This is a genomic window from Croceicoccus sediminis, from assembly GCF_007570835.1.
In the GTDB taxonomy this organism is placed as follows: domain Bacteria; phylum Pseudomonadota; class Alphaproteobacteria; order Sphingomonadales; family Sphingomonadaceae; genus Croceicoccus; species Croceicoccus sediminis.
This window is the reverse complement of the sequence record NZ_SUNC01000001.1, coordinates 920,262-939,347: the sequence shown is the minus strand read 5'-3', so window position 1 is coordinate 939,347 and position 19,086 is coordinate 920,262. Positions and strand designations below refer to the sequence as shown.

Sequence of the window (19,086 nt, the reverse complement as noted above, 5' to 3'; positions counted from 1 at the left end):
TACCGGAAGTGCGCGGCTGGCAGTTTGACGCGGGTCAACAAAAACACCCCTCGACCCCTGCGCTTTTGGCTAGGTTAGCCGTTGAGCGCGAGGCAAAGGGGTGGTTGTTTGGAGGATGGACGGCCCCGAAACAGGGCCGTCTTTTCCGTGATGGATCAGAACTGCACGCGCTTGGTAAAGCCGTTGTCGATGACGAGGTTCGCGCCGATCATCCCGCCGGCGGCGGGGGAGGAGGCAAACACGATCGTGCGGGCCAGTTCTTCGCCGGTGACAAGATCGCCGGTCGGGATCTGGGCGACGATGGAGTCGTAGAACTCGGTCATGTTTTCCTTGATGTAGGCCCAGGGGCCGTCTTCGCAGAACACCGGACCGGGCGTGATGCAATTGACGCGAATGCCCTTGGGGGCCAGCGCCTGTGCCTGCGCCGAGGCGTAGTTCGACACCGCCGCCTTGATCGCGTTGTAGGGCTGTACGCCCATGAATTCCTCGACCGCGCCGGTCGAGCTGATGCAGCAGACCGAACCTGCGTCCGACTTTTCAAGGAAGGGCAGGGCCGCCGCGATGCCGCGGCGCATCGGCAGGATGTCGGTCTTGAGGATCGTTTCCCAGCAGTCGTCGGTGTCTTCGCCCGGATTGGCCGAAGTGAAGCTGATGAAGATGTCGCAGCCGCCCAGTTCCGCCGCCGCCTTTTCGACGAAGGCGGGCACTGCCGCCGCGTCGGTCACGTCGAGAGCTTCGGAGTAGACGTTCACGCCCGACGGCTTGAGTTCGCCGACGACCTTGTCGACCTTGTCCTGCGTACGGCCGCAGATCGCGACATCGCAGCCTTCTGCCGCAAATGCCTGCGCCACCTTGCGGCCGATGCCGCCGTTGGCGCCAACTAGAATGGCTTTCCTGCCCTTGAGGCCGAGGTCCATACGACGATCCTTTCCCATGAAATACTGAATGCTTGGCGCGATAGTAGGTACAGGCGCCGCACGGTTCGACTAACGTTTTGCGCAGTCCCTTTGCGCGGGCGCGCGATGTTACGGCCTCTCGGACGAGAGAGGGAGATTACGATGGGCAGGCTTGAAGGCAAGCGCGCACTGATCCTGGGCGCGAGCAGCAAGGGCAACATGGGCCAGGTCATGGCCAGGAGGTTCATGGCCGAAGGCGCCACGGTGATGGTCTCGGGCCGTAAAAAGGCCGTGCTTGACGAATTCTCCGCCGAAACCGGCTGTCTCGCCCATCCATGCGACCTGACCGAGGAGGCGAGCGTCAACGAACTGCTCGACGCGGCGGCGGAAAAGATGGGCGGTGTCGACATCGCCGTCAACGCGACCGGATGGGGCCTGCTGACCCCATTCCTCGACAATACGCGTGAACAGCTTGAACAGATGAGCGCGCTGCAGCTTATCGGCCCGTTTCAATTCTATCAGGCCTGTGTGCGCAAGATGGCCAGGTTGCATGGCGGCAATGGCGGATCGATCATCCAGATCAGTTCGGCAACGGCTAAAATCATGCTGTGGGATCATTCCGCCTACATGGGCACGAAGGCTGCCACCGATCACATCATCCGCTGCGTCGCGAACGAGTTCGGTTGCGAGGGTATACGCGCCAATTCGATCTCGCCCGGTCTTACCGAAACGCCGATGACCGCCGACGCGGGGCAGGTGCCGGGCCTCTTCGATAGCTTCGTGAAAGGCTATCCACTGGGCCGCTATGGCACGAGCGACGACATCGCCGCGGCCGCCGTCTTTCTGGCAAGCGACGAGTGTTTCATGACCGGCGAAAACCTGCAGGTGAACGGCGGGCTCTGCCTTCGCGGCAATCCCACGCCCGACGAGATGGAAGCGAGCATCGCCGCTGCGACGGGGGGCAACTGACCATGAAGGAAGTTCCGCAGCTTCTGTCCGTCGACGCGATTCCGGCATGGGACCGCGAATGCGACGTCGTCGTCATCGGGCAGGGTGTCGCTGGCACCTGCGCCGCACTGGAGGCGCACCGCGCGGGCGCCGACGTCCTGATCGTCGAACGCGCATCGGGCGGCGGCGGGGCCAGCGCGATGTCATCGGGGATATATTACGTCGGCGGCGGGACGGCCGTGCAGAAGGCGATGGGGTACGAGGACACGCCTGACGAGATGGCGGCCTACATGATGGCCAGCTGCGACCCGCTTGACCCGGTGGCGGTTCGCAGTTTCTGCGACGACGGCCCGTCGCACTTCGAATGGCTGGAAGCGCAGGGCGTTCCTTTCGAGCGGACCGAGTTCAAGGGCAAGGCCGTATTTCTTGATGATACGACGTGCCTGATGGGCACCGGCAACGAGAAGCTGTGGCCCTACAACAAGGTCGCAAAGCCAGCCCCGCGTGGTCACAAGGTGGCCGGGACGGGCGAGAACGCAGGGCATGTCGGCATGGCGCCGCTGCTGCAGAAGTGCGTCGATGAAGGCATTCCGGCAATCTACGATAGCGGGGTTACCGCGCTGGTCGGCGACGCGTCGGGCCGGATCGTGGGTGTCCGGATAAAGCAGTCGGGCGGGACGATATATGCCAGGGCGCGGCGCGGGGTGATCATCGCGGCGGGCAGCTTCAACCTCAACCACGACATGATCGCCGAGAACATTCCCCTGCTGGGTGAGACGAGCCAGCCGCTGGGCATTCCCAGCAACGATGGTTCAGGCGTGATGCTGGGCCTGTCGGCAGGCGCGGCGACGAGCGCAATGGACGGGGTGATCCCCACCGCCTCGATCTATCCGCCCGGACAGCTGATCAAGGGGATCGTCGTCAACAAGCGGGGGGAGCGTTTCGTGGCCGAGGACAGCTATCACGGCCGCACGGCGAACTTCGTGATGGAGCAGCCGGACCAGAAGGCCTACCTGATCGTGGACAGCGAGATATTCGCCTATCCCGAGATCCCAACCGCCAATCACACGTTGGTCGACGGGTGGGAAACGATCGAGGAAATGGAAGCGGGGCTTGAACTGCCGACCGGCTCACTGGTCAGGACGATGGCCGATTACAACCGCCATGCGGCAGAGGGGCGCGACCCCCTGCTGCACAAGGACCCCATGTGGCTGAAGCCGCTGGACCAGGGGCCGTGGGCGGCGTTCGATATCTCGTTCGACCGGTCGACTTACCTGTTCATCACGCTGGGCGGTTTGAAGTCTGGGCCGAACGGCGAATGCCTGAACATGCGGTCCGAACCGATTGCCGGTCTTTATGTTGTCGGGGCGAGCGCGGCGCATATCCCACGCACGGGCAAGGCCTATGCCAGCGGGATGAGCCTTGGGCCCGGCAGCTACTTCGGCCGCCGCGCGGGCCGCCACGCTGCTGGTGCGAACTGGCAGGGATAGGCGGTCGGAGAACTTGCCGCGGCGTCAGGCTTCGGCGCGTTCTCCTTCGACCTTGGCCTTCACGTCGGCGCGCAGCTGGTCCTTGCGGATCTTGCCCGATGCCGTGCGCGGAAAATCGTCCACGAATTCGAACCGTTCGGGCGTCTTCTGCTTCGCAAGTCCGCTGGCCTGGACGTGAGCGCACAGCGCCTCCACCGTGGCCGGTTCGCCGATGGAAATGATGTAGGCGCAGACCCCTTCGCCCAGCCGTTCGTGCGGCATGGCGACCACGCTGGCATCGCGGACTTGCGGGTGCGTTCGCAGGACGTCCTCGATCTCGACCGCGCTGATGTTTTCGCCGCCGCGAATGATCAGGTCCTTCTTGCGCCCGGTAATGGTGACCGCACCATTGTCGGCCAGCGTGCCAAGGTCGCCGGTCCTGAAATAACCCTCTGCATCGAAGGCCGCCGCGCTCTGCGCCTCATCGGCATAGCCGAGCATCATGGAAGGGCCGCGAGCGAGGATTTCACCCTCGGTCCCGCGGGGCACCGGATTGCCGTCGTCGTCGACGATCTTGACCTCGTAGTCGACGACTTCGCCATCGGTCGTCGCGGCAAGCGCCTCGTCCTGCGGCCAGCCGAACGTGACAAGCGGAACCTCGCTTGCGCCGAAGACGCGGAAGGCCTGAAGGTTGTCGAATGCCGAATTGGCCGCGGGGATCAGGTCGGGCGGCACCGCCGCGCCGCCGCAGGCAAAGACTTTCATCGACGGCAGCCGCGTGCCGGCCGCGCGCGCGGCATCGGCCAGTTCGACAAGGAACGGCGTTGCCGCGACCGTGCCGCTGACTTCGTATTCCTGGATCAGCGAGAGCGCGTCCTGCGCGTTCCACGCCTCCATCAGAACGACGCGCGTGCCCACGATCAGCTGGCATTCGAGGCCGTTGGCATAGCCCGAAATATGCGTGACGGGGGAGGGCATGATCATCGTTTCGCCCGCGCCGATGCCCCAGTGCGCGTAGCTTTTCCGCACGATGTTTTCGAGCGTTTCGTGGCTGTGCAGCACGCCCTTGGGGCGGCCCGTGGTGCCCGAGGTGAAGAGCACCATCTTGACCGACCCGGGATCGACGTTCGGATTGACGTCGTCCAGCGCACGGCCCTCTTCGACAAGGGCGGCAAGGTCGTTCGCACCGTCGCCGCGCACGGTGAACACGTGGCCCAAGTCGGGGAGTTTCGGGCTCAGCCGCTCTGCCATCTCGGCAAAATCGAAGCGGCGGAACGTGGTGCAGGTGAAGATCGCCCGCGCGCGGCAATCGCGCAGCATCAGTTCGACTTCGGCATCGCGGTAGATCGGCACGATCGGGTTCACGACCAGCCCCGCGATCGCGCAGGCAAGGTTCAGGACGGCGGCCTCGTGCCAGTTGGGGGTCTGGAACGCGACGACATCGCCGACTTCAAGCCCGCGTGCGGCCAGCGCATTGGCCAGCGCCTGTGCATCGGCAAGCCACTGTGCGAACGTGAGCGAACGGACGCCATCGACCAGCGCCACGAAATCGGGGTCGGAGGCGGCGCGTTCACGGGCCAGCTCGGCAATCGTCTTGCCGCCCCACTGATCCGAAAACCGCGCAAGATGCTGCGGCGGAAGGTCCAGCCAGTCCCACGGCATTTCCAGTTTGGCCATCTTCATGCTCCTGTTCCCGTCCCGTCTTGTCGCGGGAACGCCCCGCCGCTTCCATTGGCGAAAAGAGTAGGCCCGATATCCCGCAGGCGCACGCGCACGGAATGACACCTGTCATCTTGGGCAGGTTGTGCAGGTCACATCAACCATGCAGCGTGTACCGGTTAAAGATCGCTTCGCGCCCATGCGCGACGACACCTTTCTTGGGAGAGAACCGCGATGGACCGCGCAGCGCGCATCGGACAGCTTGGCGAAGTCGCCGAAATCATGCTCGGCTATGTCGAGAACAAGACCACGTTCCAGGGCGAGGACACCTTGACCGTGCCGTCCGCGTCCTATTGCGACCCGGAAATCTTCCAGAAAGAAATCGACCTCGTCTTCAAGAAGCTGCCGCTGATGCTGGCCTTCACCGCCGAAATGCCGAACCCCGGCGACTACAAGGCGATGGAAGCGGTCGGCATGCCGGTGCTCATCACTCGCGACAAGGACGGCACCGTGCGCGCCTTCCTCAACGTGTGTTCGCATCGCGGGGCGCCGGTGGCCGACGAAGGGTATGGCAATTGCCCGCGTTTTACCTGCAAGTACCATGCGTGGACTTATGGCCGTGACGGCAAGCTGGTCGGCATTTCCGAACGGCAGACGTTCGGCGACGTCGACAAGTCGGAACGGGGCTTGCGGCAGCTTCCGTGCGAAGAACGTGCGGGCATGATCTTCGTCTGCCTCGACCCCGAAGGATCGTTCGACCTCGACGATTATTTCCGTGGCTACCTCGGCGATTTCGAGGACATGAACTTCAAGGACTGGCACTACGTCGGCAACCGCACGATCCACGGTGCCAACTGGAAGATCGCGTTCGACGGCTATCTCGAAGGCTATCACTTCCAGTCGCTGCACCCCGAAACGATCTTTCCGCGCACACCGTCCAACACCATGCATTACGAAGGGTTCGGCCCGTCGATGCGGATCGGATTCCCGCAGCACGAGATCAAGGACCTGTTGAAAGACGTCGCGCGCAAGGATTGGGGGACGCGTGAGAATTACGGTTACGACTTCGTGCGTATCCTTTTCCCGAACGTGTCGGTCTTCGTTGCGCCCGAAATCACGCAAGTCGCCCAGCTTTTCCCCGGGCCGACGCCCGACAAGAACCGCACCGTGCTCAACTACCTCTGCCGCGAAGCGCCCAAGACGCCCGAGGAAGAGGAAAAGCTGCAGGGCATGGCGAGTTTCTTCCGCGACGTCACTTACGAGGAAGATTACGTCATCGGCATGGAAATCCAGAAGGGCCTGGAATCGGGCGCGCACGAAGAACTGATCTTCGGCAAGAACGAGCGTGGGAACCAGTATTTCCACGAATGGCTGGCCTGGTACCTGGCCGAAGACCCGTCCGCGCCCGAACCGCAGATGTGACGTGAGCCCGATCGCGCTCGCATCAACCCGCAATTGGCCGGGAGCCAGGACATGACCGTGACCCTTCTTTCGATCTTCCGGCGGCGCGAGGGCATGAGCCACGATGAATTCGTGGACTATTACGAAACCTTCCACGCCCGGATCGGGGAGAAGGTCCTGACCGGGTATGCCACCCGCTATGTGCGCCGGTTCACGACACCGTTTGCGCACGACGCAGGGCCGCACGATCCCGACGTGGTGATGGAAATCGACTTTCCGGACGAGGCGACGATGCAGGCGTTCTTCGCCTCGCTTGCCGACGATCCGGAAACGGCCGAAATGATCCGGGTGGATGAAGACAAGCTGTTCGACCGCGAGATGATGAAGGTCTACCGGCTTGACGAACGGATGAGCGAGATGCCGCCCGTCGCCTGATCCAAAACAACGGCGGGCGGGAAGCAGATTGCCTCCCGCCCGCCGATGGACCGGTTCTTTCGGTCTTTGCCGAAGGTCAATCCCGGCGTTCGTGGAAGATGCGATATTCGCGGCGGGTGAAAACCCACTTGCCGTCGATCTTGGCCAGTTGGTCTTCGTAGTGACCGTTGGTGTGGACGGTCTCGCCCGTTTCGGGATGCTGGTAGATCTCGATCGTGAAGGTCGTGGCAATCGCCTTGTCGCCGTCGACCTCGATCCGGCCCGGATTGGCGAGATAGACCATCGGACGCGTCATATCGTCGAGGCCATAGACCTCCATCGATCCGACCCATGCCTCGACAATCGCCTTCTTGCCGTCGAACCCGCCAAGATCGGGATATTCGGGCAGCGCCCAATAGGCGTCGTCCGCCCATGTCGCGGCCCAGATTTCGGCGTCCTTGGTCATGACGCCATAGGCGTAAGTCTCCATCGTCTCGCGGATCGCGATCCGATCCTCGAGCGGTCCGGTAAATGCCATTTTCAATTCCTTCTCAAAGCGGGTGCGGCTCGCCGTTCCATTTGAAGAAGCCGCCGCTGTCCTCGACCGTCAGGCGATCGACCAGCGAGGTGATGCCCGCGACGCTTTCTTCCGTGGTGATCTCGGCATCGGGACCGCCCATGTCGGTCTGAACCCAGCCGGGGTGCAAGGAGATCAGCGTGATGCCCCGATCCTTCAGATCGATCGCCATCGCACGGGTCAGGGCGACAAGCCCCGCCTTCGTCGCGATATAAACGTAGAACCCGCCATAGGGCCACGTTGACGCGGCAAGCTGGCTGGAGAAGTTGATAACCCTTGACCCCTTGCTCATCTTCGGAAGGAAAGCCTTTGTGATGGCGAAGGGTGCCTTCAGCATCACGTCGATCGATCCGTCCCAGGCATCCCAGTCGATGGGGTTTTCAAGCTCACCACTGATCGGGCCTAGATTGCCGGCCACGTTGTAGAGGACGTCCACGCTGTCGCACGGCACGGCTTCGGCGGCGGCGGGGATGCCGGCGACATCGGCCGCATCCAGCTTGTGAACGGAGACAGAGCCGCCCGAACCTTCGGCCAACGCCGTCAGATCTTCCGATTTCGCCGTGTCGCGCACCAGTGCAAAGACACGGTCGCCGCGCCCCGCATGACTTTTCGCGAGTTCGAGGCCGATGCCGCGACCGGCGCCGGTGATGATTACATTTGCCATGTCAGGGTCTTCTTCCTTCGATCCAATCGTTCAGCACTTCGTGGAAGAACCGGATGCGTGTCTCCTGGTCGGAGAGGTAGGCGTCCTTGTATCCACGCGAATGCATGCCGGCCTGCATGTTTTCGGCCAGTTCCATGTCCTGATAGACGATTTGCCCGGCCAGTTCGGGAATGCCGCGCCCGCCATCGAATACGCGGTGTTCGCATTCCGCTACTTCCTTCAGCGGCTTGGGCCCGGCCATGATGGATTCGACCTCGGTCTGCCCCTCCACCGGGAAGGCCATGCACCACAGGTCGAAATAGCACTTCTCAGGGTCTGTCGCATGCGGTTCGGAGCGGAAGAAGACCAGATTGTCCGGCAGGAAGCTGATCGTCACGTTCGGGAACATGACGGTGTGCGGGCTGTCGGTGATCTCCTCGTCGTCCATCTTTTCGTAATGGACGTAACCCTTTTCGCGCCACAGCTTCTGCTTCGCCGCCTTGAGGTCTTTCCAGCCCTGCATGGCGAACTCTTCGTAGCTTTCGTACTTCGCCGGATCGATATCCCACTTCTTCAGCTCTGCCTCGAACATCGCGTTGCCGCCGCCTTCGGGCCGGTCGGAAAGGGACGGGCGCATCGGCTGAACCGTACGGCCATGGCCCTTGGGCCACATTTCGTGCCGCGCGGAATCGACGTCCTGGTCGATCCAGGGCGGCACTTGCGGGTGCGCTGTGCGGGTGTGGTAGCTTTCGGAGAAATTGTCGGTTACGAACTTCCAATTCGCGTCGATCTCGATCCGGTACCACGCGACGCGAACGGCCGTTTCCATCGGGTAGTTGCGATAGAGCGCGGGCATGGGTTCGAGGAAATCGGCAAGCGAGACGCCGTCAGGGTCCATCGAATACCAGACGAAGCCACCCCATGTGTCACAGCGCAGTTCGTTGAGGCCCAGCTTGCCGCAGGGATTGCCCTGGCTGAAATCGACGTCGGCATCCTGCGCGTGGATCAGCTTGCCATCCAGGCCATAGCGCCAGCCGTGATAGGGGCAGTGGAACGCCGCGACCGAACTTGAATCGTCGACCATGCGCATCCCGCGATGGGCGCAGGAATTGTAGAAGGCGCGGACCGAGCCGTCCTCCTGCCGCACGGCGATCACCGATTCCTTCATGAAGTTGTGTACGAGGAAGTCACCCGCCTCGGGAATGTCTGCGGTTCGTCCGGCGATGTGCCAGATCCTGGTCCACATGTGGTCCCATTCCTTCTGCGCGAATTCGGCGGAGAAGTAACGGTCGCCGGTGATCCGATCGCCGCGAAGGTTGGACGGGTCCCGCCCGTCCATCGGGGGCGGAACGGCAGTCTGCGTGTTCATCGGGCCTCTCCCAAACGAAGCTTGTATATCGTCGAGCGTGCGCGCGATGCGGGCACCCCTCAACTATCACATGCGCTAGAAAACAGGCCGATCGTCCTGTTTTATCGCTTCGCTGCCTCGGCCAGCCGCTTCACCACGCCGACCAGCTCGTCCTGTATCGCGCGGACACGCTCTTCGCCGATGGTCGACCCGTTGATCAGAAGTCCGAGTTGAAGCGCTTGTGTCACGTCGCTCGCCAGCCGCATCAGTTCGGGGGCCGATCGCCATTGCGGGAAGGCGTGGTCCATCTCTTCCAGCCACACTTCGTCATAGCGCCTGGCGGCCGGATCGAACGCTTCGGCCAGTTCGGCATCGTTGCGCGCAGCCACGGCCAGCCGCAAATAGGCTTCGAACTCGCGGCTTTGTACCGAATGCCAGTGCAATTCGACCGCGATTACATGGGGTTGCAGGGTCTCGTCATCAGGGTCGATGACTTTCAGCTGGGCCACGAAATCGTCGAGGAAATGGCGCATCCGGCGATAGAAGACATGTTCGATCATGCCGCGCACCAGCGCGATGCGGTTGGGGAAATGGTGATGCATCGCCCCGCGAGAAACCCCGGCGCGCCGGGCGACGTCATTGGTGGAAAGGCCAGCATATCCGCTTTCGACCAGGCTATCGACTGCGGCATCGAGGATGGATTCGCGCGTCAGCGAACTCTTGCGCTGCTGCCAGCGTTCGAAATCTTCCGGTCCGCCGCTCGGGCGGATCTTGCGAAGGGCCATGTCTCTACGTGCAGCAACCATCGATCCAGCTTCTCTCCACGGATGGGCGTTCGGGCACCCTATCACTTCATGCAGTAGCCTATTTCCGCCCAATGCAACAAGAAAACCGACAAGGTTGCCGGTAAATGGCAAATCGATGAGAAAATTGCCCGGTCGCGAGGGGTGACAAGCGGGCGATAGGGAGGGAGAGCAATGACACGTATTCACAGGTATCTCGTCAGCGGCGCCAGCGCGGCGCTCGCCATTTCGGCGGCACCCGCTTTTGCGCAGGACGACACGCCTATGCCCGCCGATTCGGGCCTTGGCGAAATCGTCGTTACCGCACAGAAGACGTCGGAATCGATCCAGGACGTGCCGATTTCGATCACCGCTGTGGGCGGTGAACGCCTGTCCGATTTGCAGGTGACGACGCTTCAGGCGCTGCAGGGCAGTGTTCCCAACGTCCAGATCGACAACTTCGCCAATACGCCGAACAACGCGGTCTTCACCATCCGCGGCATCGGCGTGATCGAGCCTGATCCCTATGCCGGTAACACCGTGTCGATCGTCGTCGATGGCGTGCCGCAGTTCTTCTCGATGGGCGCGCTTCTCGACACATACGACGTGCAGCGCGTGGAAATCTTGCGCGGGCCGCAGGGCACCTTGTTCGGCGCGAACACCACGGGCGGCGTCGTCAGCGTGGTCACCAACCAGCCGACGGGCGAATTCGGCGGCTATATCAAGGGTGTTTACGGCAACTGGAACCGCTTCGACGTTTCCGGCGCCATCGAAATTCCGCTGGCCGAGGACGTGGCATCGTTCAAGCTTGCCGGGATTCATACCGAGCGGGATGGCTGGGTCACGAACGTCTTCGACGGTTCGGACATGGGCAGCAAGAATGTTGATGCGATCCGCGGGCAGCTTTACCTGACCCCGTCGCTGGACCTTTCGATCACGCTTCAGGGCGAATACGTGGCGGCACGCAACGGTGCGCCGGTCGTGGTCAACGGCGGCCTGCCGGGCGAGGCGAACTACGTCCCCGAAGGCACGTTCTGGAATGGTTCGGAGCTGCCGCAGTACGTCAGCCCCTGTGCCGTGGCCGGTCAGCCGTGCGAGGCGCCGGACAAGTTCTTTTCGGGCAACAATGAGGTGCCCGATACCTCCAACATCGATACCTATTTCGGCATCGCGACGATCGAACTGGCCAATACCGCCATTGGCGACATCACTTCGATCACCGGGTACAAGGAATTCACGCAGTTCGAATATACCGACCAGGACGGTACGGCGAAAACGAACAATTCCACCCGCCGCAGGACCAAGGGCTGGCAGCTGAGCGAGGAGCTTCGCACCGCGTTCGAAAGCGGCATCTTCTCGGGCGTGGCGGGCGTCTTCTTCATGAAGACCAATTACGACCACTACCAGATGTACCACCTGGACTTCGCCCTGCCGGGCCTGCTCCAGTACAACGAGCAGGAGCAGACGACCGAAAGCTACTCGGCCTTCCTGCAGACTTATGCGCAAGTCACCGACCGCCTGAAGCTGCAGGCCGGTATCCGCTTTACGCATGACAAGATCGATGCACGATCCACGCTCGATACCGGGCTGGGCAGCGAGGCGCTAACGTCGCCGGACTGGGCCAAGTTCGACGTGATCTTCCCCGGAAGCCTCGACGTGGGTGGCAAGGAAAGCTGGGACAACGTGGGCTGGAAACTCGGCCTCGATTACCGACTGGGGGACGATGCCCTGACTTATGCCAGCTGGTCGCGCGGCTTCAAGTCGGGCGGTTTCACCGGCCGCATCGGTGTCGCGGCCGACGGCGACACGCCGTTCGATCCGGAAAAGGTCGACACGTTCGAAGTCGGCCTGAAGGCTGATTTCCTGAACCGCACGATCCGCACCAACTTTGCCGCGTTCTACACCAACTACCGCGACATGCAGCTGGCCCAGATCTACTTCGATCAGGAAACCAACGTGCAGGGCAACCGCATCCTCAACGCCGCGAAGTCCGAGATCAAGGGCTTCGAACTGGAGGCGCAGGCCGTGCCGGTCTGGGGGCTCACGCTGCGCGGTTCGCTGGCTTATCTCGATGCGTCGTACAAGGAATTCGACTACCTCGATCCGCTTTCGACCCAGATCCTCGACCTGACCGGTTTCCGGCTGCAGAACGCGCCGAAGTGGCAGACGATGCTCGGCGTCAATTACGACTACGAAATGGCTGGCGGTTCGCGCATCGTGGCGGACGTGTCGTGGATGTACACCTCGTCCAAGTACTACACGGCGGTCGTCAATACGCCGCGTTCGAAGGTGCAGCCGACTTACCTGGTCGACGCATTGCTGACCTACCACTCGCCCGACGACCAGTGGTCTGCCGGGCTGTGGGGCAAGAACCTGCTGGACAAGCGCTACATTTCGACCGTCTTCGACTCGCCCGGTTACATGGGCATCGTGGGCTATGCTCCGCCGCGCCAGTACGGTGCATCGGTGCAGTACAACTTCTGATCCGGCGCGGGCGGGGCCGTTTGCTCGCGGCTCCGCCACCGTCCGGCGCGAAACCGGGATGAAAGGAGGCTGACATGACCGATCGCATGATAGCATCCGGCAACCGGTGCGCCCGAAGCCAAAAAGAAACGGGAGAAGGAAGATGACGATACTCGCCAGCGATAAGGCCCCCGCGCACGTCGACCCTGAGCGGGTGACCGATATCGACATCTATGCGCCCGAAGGCCTTGCCGAGGATTACCACACCGCCTGGGCCCGGCTTCAGGCGGACAATCCCGAAATCGTGTGGACCCCGCGCAACGAAGGGCACTGGATCGCGCTGGGCGGAGAGGCGCTGGCCGAAGTGCAGGCCGACTGGGAACGGTTCAGCAGCCGGGTCATCGTATTGCCCAAGTCGATCGGGGAGCAGCACGGGCTTTTGCCGACGACCATCGATCCGCCGGTCCACCGGCCCTATCGCAAGTTGCTGAACGACAACCTGAAGCCTGCCGCCGTGCGCGGCTTGAAGGATTCGATCCGCGAAGTCGCCGCCGACCTGATCGATGCATTCGCGGCAAGGGGCCACTGCGACTTCACCGAGGAATACGCCAAGATTTTCCCGATCCGCATTTTCCTGGCGCTGGTCGGCGTGCCGCAGTCCGATGCCGAGAAGATCCGGCACTGGGCGCTGTGCATGACCCGGCCCGATCAGGATATGACGTTCGAAGAGGCGAAGGCCGCCTTCTACGAATATGTCGATCCGCTGGTGCGCGAACGGTTCGCCAATCCGGGCGACGACATGATCAGCAACATGCTGCATTCCGACATGGGCGGCCGCCAGCTGACGCATGACGAAGCGCTGTCGCTGGTCACCCAGCTGCTGATCGCGGGGGTCGACACGGTCGTGAACTTCCTCGGCTACGCCTTGCTGGCGCTGGCCGCCGACCCGCAGCTTCGCCGCGACATGGAAACCCATCCGGGCGGCACGATCGCGGCGGTCAACGAACTGTTCCGCCGTTTCGGCCTTGTCGCCATCGCTCGCGAAGTGCGTGAGGACATCACGTTTCGCGGGGTCACGATGAAGGCAGGCGACATGGTCGCCATCCCCACGGTGGTCCACGGCATCGATCCATCGGCGAACGAGGACCCGATGAAGATCGACCTGCAGCGCCGCCGCGCGGCCCATTCCACTTTCGGCAGCGGCCCGCACATGTGTCCGGGACAGGAACTGGCCCGCGCCGAAGTCGCGATCACGATCGAGGAGTGGTTGAAGCGCATTCCCGACTTTCGCATCTCTTCCGATAGCGATCTGGAAAACGTCGGCGGTATCGTCGCCAGCGTGAAAAGGCTGTGTCTGGAATGGGACGTGTAATGGACGCAGCGCCCCTCGATATCGAAGCGGAAATCCGCGATCTTGCCGCCCGGCGCGACATTGCCGATGCCGCGCAACGCTACATGCGCGGGCTGGACCGGATCGACCGCGACTTGCTGCTCAGCGCGTTTCACCCCGATGCCCTTGTCGATTGCGGGTTGATGCAAGGTGACCCGAACGCCTTTGCCGATTTCGCGCTGGGCTTTCTGGGCGACATGAACGCGACCCATCATTTCCTGGGCCAGGTGCGCATCGAGATGACCGGTGCTGACAGTGCGCAGGGCGAATGCTATTTTCAGGCGTTCCACGATGTCAGCGACGAAGCGGGCGATCCGCGCGACCTGTTCATCGCCGGTCGCTATATCGACGAATATACCCGCAGGAATGGCGAGTGGCGCATCGCGAAGCGCGCGCTCATCACCGATTGGGTCGCCGAACACCCCGGCAGCCGGGCCTTCTTTAATGACAATCCCCAGGCGGGACGAGGGCACAGGCACGGCGCCGATTTCAGCCAGACGCGAAACTGGTCGGCTTAGAAACAACCATCGCCGCAGAGACACACCCAAGAGAGGCATTTCCCATGAACGTTCAGTCCGGTTCCGCCCGCTATTCGGCCGAATTCGACCAGCCCGTGCGCGGCGACGTGATCACCGCCGACCGCTACACCTCGCGGGAGTGGATGGAGGGCGAATACGACAACCTCTGGCCCAGCGTGTGGCACCTTGGCGGCATGCTGGCCGACCTTGAGGAAGAGGGTGATACGATCCGCCACAACTTCGGCCGCGAATCCATCATCATGGTGAAGCAGGCCGATGGTTCGGTGAAGGCGTTCTACAACGTCTGTCCGCACCGTGGGAACCGGCTCGTCCTTGGTGACGTTTCGGCCACCCCGCGCATCACCTGCGGCTATCACGGCTGGCAATTCGATGCCTCTGGCACGTTGGTCGACGTGCAGGATCCTGACGATTTTCCCGGCGGCAACCCGTGCGGCAAAGTCAAGCTGACCGAGATCCAGTGCGATACCTGGGGCCCGTTCGTGTTCTGGGCGATGAACGACGATGTCGCTCCGCTCGAGGAGTGGCTCGCCCCGTTCCCCGAGCGGCTCAAGGGTTATCACCTGGAAAACTGGGTTCGCGTCCTGAACCTGTCGGCGGATTGCGAATTCAACTGGAAGATCATCCGCGACAATTTCAACGAGAGCTATCACCTCCCGACGATCCACCCGGAGCTGGCGACCTTCATCAACGACGGCCTGCCGACCACGCTGTTCGAAATGTACGGGAACGGCCACAATTCGATGTGGATGATCGGCCATCAGGCGACCAGCCGCAAGGACTACGTCAGTGGCGACGTGCCGCCGGGCCTTTACGAAGCGGCAGAGGCATGGGGCATCGATCCCAAGGAATATCGCGGCCGCACGCAGGAAGTGCGCCAGGCCGTGATCGACGCCAAGCGCGAGCACGGGGCGGAACGCGGCTACGACTATTCGGAAATGACCGATCAGCAGCTGGTCGACTATTTCCACTGCACCCTGTTCCCCAATCTCACCATTACGATGAGCCCGGAACAGTGCCAGATCCTGCGCACCGAACCGCATCCGACGGATCCCGCCAAGTGCGTGTTCCAGCACTGGTGCCTCTATCCGCCGGTCGAAGGCATGAAGGAAGTCGTGACGCCGGTTGGCAACGCTCCGCTAAAGCACGACGCAGTTCAGCGCCACTCGGTCTATGGCGACGGCGTTTCGCTGGGCTTCGTGGCCGACCAGGACCTGTCCATCGGCACGACGCAGCAGCAGGGACTGAACTCGCGCGGGTTCAAGGGATGCCTTCTCACCTATCAGGAAAAGCGAATCCAGCGTTTCCACGAACTGCTGAACGACGCCGTTCTGGGTCATCCGACCGAACAGGCGCCGACGGCGGGCGAGGGGTAAGCCGTCATGGCAACGAACATGCCCGAAGACGTCTTCAAGGCGCTTTGCAACCTGATGACCGAGTATACTTACGCGGTCGACGCGATTGCCGCGCCCGAGAACGTGGTCAACCTGTTCACCGACGATGCGGTGATCGATTTTTCCGACGTCGCGTTCCCGAAGATGGAAGGCAAGGACGCCATTCGCGCCTTCTACACCGGTCTGACCGAGAACATGGCGCACGAATTCCACATGCCCGCCAATTTCCGCGCGGACAGCTGGGACGGGTCGGTCGGCGCGATCACCGCCTACGTCATGGGCATGGGCCGCGCGAAAGATGGCACGGCCGTCAACGTGCAGGTGCGTTACCGGATGGAATGCGTGCGCGTGGATGGCGCATGGAAATGCCGCCATTTCTCGCTGAAGAACATGATGCCGCTGCCTGCCTGAACGCAGGCAGCAAAAGAAAGGAAATTCCGATGGCCCAGATGCCCGAAGACGTCCGCACCGCGATTGAGCGGTTGATGGTCGAATATTGCTACAACGTCGATGCGCTTGAAGACATGGACCGTTTCCTTTCGGTCTTTACCGACGATTGCGTGGCCGACCTGTCCGCGATCGGCCTGCCGCTGATGCACGGGCACGAAGGGCTGCGCGGGTTCTTCGAGCCGGTCTTTGCCGACATGACCCACCATTTCCACTTCATCAGCAATTTCCGCCCCGAAAGCTGGGACGGATCGGTGGGCGTGATGACGGCCTACGTGATCGGCATGGGCGCATCGCGGGACGGCAACAGGGTCGAGGTGCAGGTCCGGTATCGCATGGAATGCGTGAAGAACGACAGCGGCGCTTGGAAGTGCCGCCACTATACGATCACTCCGATGATGCCGATGCCCGGTTCGCTTGAGGAAATCCACGGCGACCGCTGATCAAACTGGAAGGAAGTGAAGGGGATACGACAATGGCGACCATTCTAGACAAGCCCTCCGGCAAGCCGGGCTATCCCACGCATCCCGATGCCGAGGTTCCGGCTGCGCGCGGCGACAAGATCACCGGCGACCGTTACTGGTCGAAGGAGTTCGCCGAACGCGAATGGGAGCACATGTGGAAGAAGATCTGGCACGTCGGCGGGCGCACGGCCCAACTGGAAGAAGCCGGAGACTTCATCGTCCACGACTTCAAGCATGAATCGGTCCTGATGGTTCGCCAGGAGGATGGTTCTATCAAGGCCTTCCTCAACGTGTGCCAGCATCGCGGCAACCTGCTGGTGAACACCAGCGAGGGCGGCGTGATGAGCCACTTCGTGTGCCCCTACCACAACTGGAAGTGGCGCATCGACGGCATGCTGGACGAAGTGCAGGACCCGGAAGATTTCCCGCAAGGCAATCCGTGCGGCAAGCTGAAGCTGCACGAGGTGAAGTGTGATACATGGGGCGGGTTCATCTTCTTCAGCTTCAATCCCGATCCGGTCCCGCTGCTGGACTATCTCGATCCCGTGCCGACCCTTCTGGGCAATCGCGACATCGAGGATTGGACCCGCGTCGTGTGGCGCCGCCTGCGCGTCAACACGAACTGGAAGTTCGCCTCCGACAACTTCAACGAGGCCTATCACATCCCGGCCGTCCACCCGCAGTTCGAACCGATGATCGACGATCACTATTCGACTTCGGTGTTCGAGATGTATCCCACCGGCCACAATCGCATGATCGAGAAGCTGCAGCCGTCATCGCGCTATGAGGACGCGCAGCAGATGAAACCGCTCTGGGCCGAAGTGCTCAAGGAATGGGACATCGACCCCGACGATTTCGACGGCAGGGCACAGGAAGGGCGTATCGCGCTTCAGGAAGCACGCCGCCGTCTGGGGCCGGAGCGTGGGTACACCTATTTCGAAAAGTTCACCGACGATGAACTGACCGATCAGATGCACCACACGCTGTTCCCGAACCTGACGCTGACGGGAACGCCGGAAGGCCTGCACGTTTTCCGCACCGAGCCTGACAAGGACGATCCGAACTGGTCGACTTTCGATTACTGGTACCTGGTGCCCAAAGTCGAAGGCGCGACGCAAGTGGCGACGCTTTACGGCATGCGGCCCTACAAGGAGGCCGAGTTCGAAAGCGACAGCTATGCCGACTACGAAGCGGACATTCCGCAGGGCGACTTCCTGACTCAGGACCTGTCGCTCGCCGTCACGCAGCAACGCGGTCTGCGCTCGATGGGCTTTACCGATGCCTATCTCGCCAACCAGGAAACCCGCGTTCGCCGGTTTCACGAGGTCATCAACGACTACCTGGAAGGGCGTCGTTAAGGCGCGATTGCCGATGGCGCATCACCGCTGCGCCATCGGCAAGTCGACTTTATCCGCCAGTGGATCGCCGGGGCGCGCAACCCTGAGTTCGCGCCCTGGCGACGGGTTCAGACCTGGCTGAACCCGCCGTCCATGACCAGTTCGTCGCAGGTCATGAAGCTCGATGCCTCGGATGCCAGGAACACGACACCGCCTGCCATCTCGTCCGGTCGGCCCATGCGCCCGATCGGGTGACGAGCGGTCGTTGCCGAAACTGCCGTGTCGACATCGGGCACCGCGCCCAATTCGACATAGCGTTCCATGATGCCGCGAAGCATCGGTGTTTCGATCCCGCCGGGGTGAACGCTGTTCACGCGGATGTTGTAGCCCAGCGCCGCGAATTCCGCGCCCATGCACTTGCTCAACATCTTCACAGCCGCCTTGCTGGTGCAGTAGGCCGCGTTGAAGGCCGCACCGCGCAGGCCGCCCACGCTGGAAAAGTTGATGATCGAGGCGCCGCCCCCACGGGCCTTGCCGCCTTCCTTGAGAAGGGGCAGCAGGACTTGTGCGCTGAGCACCACGGCATCGACGTTTACAGCGTTGACCCGGTGGAATTCGGAAAGCGGCGTATCCTCGATCTTGGTGACGATCGAAATGCCGGCATTGTTTACCAGCACGTCCAGCCGCCCGTAGGTTTCGGAAATGAAAGCGCCGATTTCGTCCCAGTCATCCTCGCGCGTGACATCGTGCGCGAAATAATGGTCCGCCCCGCCGTGATCGCCGCCCTTGCCAAGGTCGGTGGCGATAACCGTCGCCCCGGCAGCCTTCATGGCTTTCACGATCTCGCGGCCGATCCCGCCCGTCGCCCCGGTGACGAGGGCGATACAATTTTCCAGTGCAATCGTCATTTGCCCCTCC

Annotated in this window: 18 protein-coding genes; 11 read left to right on the top strand and 7 right to left on the bottom strand. The window is 62.2% G+C overall.

Annotation, left to right across the window (positions count from 1 at the left end; all coding sequences use genetic code 11):
• Nucleotides 1-155 precede the first annotated feature (155 nt).
• Nucleotides 156-917, bottom strand: a complete 762-nt coding sequence (locus FAX90_RS04430) for an SDR family NAD(P)-dependent oxidoreductase (protein ID WP_144095883.1) — start codon at nt 915-917, stop codon at nt 156-158.
• 141 nt (nt 918-1,058) lie between these two features.
• Between FAX90_RS04430 and FAX90_RS04425 the strand changes: the two genes are divergently transcribed.
• Nucleotides 1,059-1,865: an SDR family NAD(P)-dependent oxidoreductase gene (locus FAX90_RS04425; protein WP_144095881.1), complete on the top strand. Its 807-nt coding sequence runs from the start codon at nt 1,059-1,061 to the stop codon at nt 1,863-1,865.
• A gap of 2 nt (nt 1,866-1,867) precedes the next feature.
• On the top strand, nt 1,868-3,334 hold the full coding sequence (locus tag FAX90_RS04420) for an FAD-dependent oxidoreductase (protein ID WP_240704711.1): 1,467 nt from the start codon (nt 1,868-1,870) through the stop codon (nt 3,332-3,334).
• A gap of 24 nt (nt 3,335-3,358) precedes the next feature.
• Here FAX90_RS04420 and FAX90_RS04415 read toward each other — a convergent pair whose 3' ends face one another.
• On the bottom strand, nt 3,359-4,996 hold the full coding sequence (locus tag FAX90_RS04415; RefSeq protein ID WP_240704710.1) for an AMP-binding protein: 1,638 nt from the start codon (nt 4,994-4,996) through the stop codon (nt 3,359-3,361).
• Between the two features lie 210 nt (nt 4,997-5,206).
• On the opposite strand from FAX90_RS04415, the gene FAX90_RS04410 reads away from it, so the two are divergent.
• A complete protein-coding gene (locus FAX90_RS04410; RefSeq protein WP_144095879.1) occupies nt 5,207-6,394 on the top strand; it encodes an aromatic ring-hydroxylating oxygenase subunit alpha in 1,188 nt (395 codons plus the stop codon).
• A 51-nt stretch (nt 6,395-6,445) separates the two neighbouring features.
• Nucleotides 6,446-6,808 (top strand): EthD domain-containing protein, encoded by a 363-nt coding sequence (locus FAX90_RS04405; protein ID WP_144095877.1) that lies wholly within the window; start codon nt 6,446-6,448, stop codon nt 6,806-6,808.
• A 76-nt stretch (nt 6,809-6,884) separates the two neighbouring features.
• On the opposite strand, the gene FAX90_RS04400 is transcribed toward FAX90_RS04405, so the two are convergent.
• The 4 genes from FAX90_RS04400 to FAX90_RS04385 all read right to left on the bottom strand — a co-directional run bounded on the left by FAX90_RS04400 (nt 6,885) and on the right by FAX90_RS04385 (nt 10,140).
• Nucleotides 6,885-7,325 (bottom strand): nuclear transport factor 2 family protein, encoded by a 441-nt coding sequence (locus tag FAX90_RS04400; RefSeq protein ID WP_144095875.1) that lies wholly within the window; start codon nt 7,323-7,325, stop codon nt 6,885-6,887.
• A gap of 13 nt (nt 7,326-7,338) precedes the next feature.
• The gene (locus FAX90_RS04395; protein ID WP_144095873.1) at nt 7,339-8,028 is read right to left on the bottom strand and encodes an SDR family NAD(P)-dependent oxidoreductase; all 690 of its coding nucleotides are present in this window, start codon (nt 8,026-8,028) and stop codon (nt 7,339-7,341) included.
• 1 nt (nt 8,029) lies between these two features.
• The gene (locus FAX90_RS04390; RefSeq protein WP_144095871.1) at nt 8,030-9,376 is read right to left on the bottom strand and encodes an aromatic ring-hydroxylating oxygenase subunit alpha; all 1,347 of its coding nucleotides are present in this window, start codon (nt 9,374-9,376) and stop codon (nt 8,030-8,032) included.
• A 101-nt stretch (nt 9,377-9,477) separates the two neighbouring features.
• Nucleotides 9,478-10,140 (bottom strand): TetR/AcrR family transcriptional regulator, encoded by a 663-nt coding sequence (locus FAX90_RS04385; RefSeq protein WP_240704709.1) that lies wholly within the window; start codon nt 10,138-10,140, stop codon nt 9,478-9,480.
• A gap of 192 nt (nt 10,141-10,332) precedes the next feature.
• Here FAX90_RS04385 and FAX90_RS04380 point away from each other — a divergent pair, with 192 nt between their 5' ends.
• The 7 genes from FAX90_RS04380 to FAX90_RS04350 all read left to right on the top strand — a co-directional run bounded on the left by FAX90_RS04380 (nt 10,333) and on the right by FAX90_RS04350 (nt 18,189).
• Nucleotides 10,333-12,621, top strand: a complete 2,289-nt coding sequence (locus FAX90_RS04380; RefSeq protein ID WP_144095867.1) for a TonB-dependent receptor — start codon at nt 10,333-10,335, stop codon at nt 12,619-12,621.
• A gap of 142 nt (nt 12,622-12,763) precedes the next feature.
• Nucleotides 12,764-13,972 carry a cytochrome P450 gene (locus tag FAX90_RS04375; RefSeq protein WP_144095865.1) on the top strand — a complete coding sequence of 403 codons (1,209 nt, stop codon included), beginning with the start codon at nt 12,764-12,766 and terminating at the stop codon, nt 13,970-13,972.
• Nucleotides 13,972-14,508 (top strand): nuclear transport factor 2 family protein, encoded by a 537-nt coding sequence (locus FAX90_RS04370; protein ID WP_144095863.1) that lies wholly within the window; start codon nt 13,972-13,974, stop codon nt 14,506-14,508. The genes FAX90_RS04375 and FAX90_RS04370 overlap by 1 nt, the downstream gene beginning before the upstream one ends.
• Before the next feature lie 44 nt (nt 14,509-14,552).
• Complete coding sequence (locus FAX90_RS04365; protein ID WP_144095861.1) at nt 14,553-15,902, top strand: aromatic ring-hydroxylating oxygenase subunit alpha; 1,350 nt, start codon at nt 14,553-14,555, stop codon at nt 15,900-15,902.
• A gap of 6 nt (nt 15,903-15,908) precedes the next feature.
• Nucleotides 15,909-16,331 carry a nuclear transport factor 2 family protein gene (locus FAX90_RS04360; protein ID WP_144095859.1) on the top strand — a complete coding sequence of 141 codons (423 nt, stop codon included), beginning with the start codon at nt 15,909-15,911 and terminating at the stop codon, nt 16,329-16,331.
• A 29-nt stretch (nt 16,332-16,360) separates the two neighbouring features.
• Nucleotides 16,361-16,810 (top strand): nuclear transport factor 2 family protein, encoded by a 450-nt coding sequence (locus FAX90_RS04355; RefSeq protein ID WP_170234856.1) that lies wholly within the window; start codon nt 16,361-16,363, stop codon nt 16,808-16,810.
• A 32-nt stretch (nt 16,811-16,842) separates the two neighbouring features.
• Nucleotides 16,843-18,189 carry an aromatic ring-hydroxylating oxygenase subunit alpha gene (locus tag FAX90_RS04350; protein WP_144095855.1) on the top strand — a complete coding sequence of 449 codons (1,347 nt, stop codon included), beginning with the start codon at nt 16,843-16,845 and terminating at the stop codon, nt 18,187-18,189.
• 107 nt (nt 18,190-18,296) lie between these two features.
• Here the strand turns inward: FAX90_RS04350 and FAX90_RS04345 are convergent, their stop codons facing one another.
• Entirely contained in the window at nt 18,297-19,076 is a 780-nt protein-coding gene (locus tag FAX90_RS04345) for an SDR family NAD(P)-dependent oxidoreductase (RefSeq protein ID WP_144095853.1), read from the bottom strand.
• Nucleotides 19,077-19,086 lie beyond the last annotated feature (10 nt).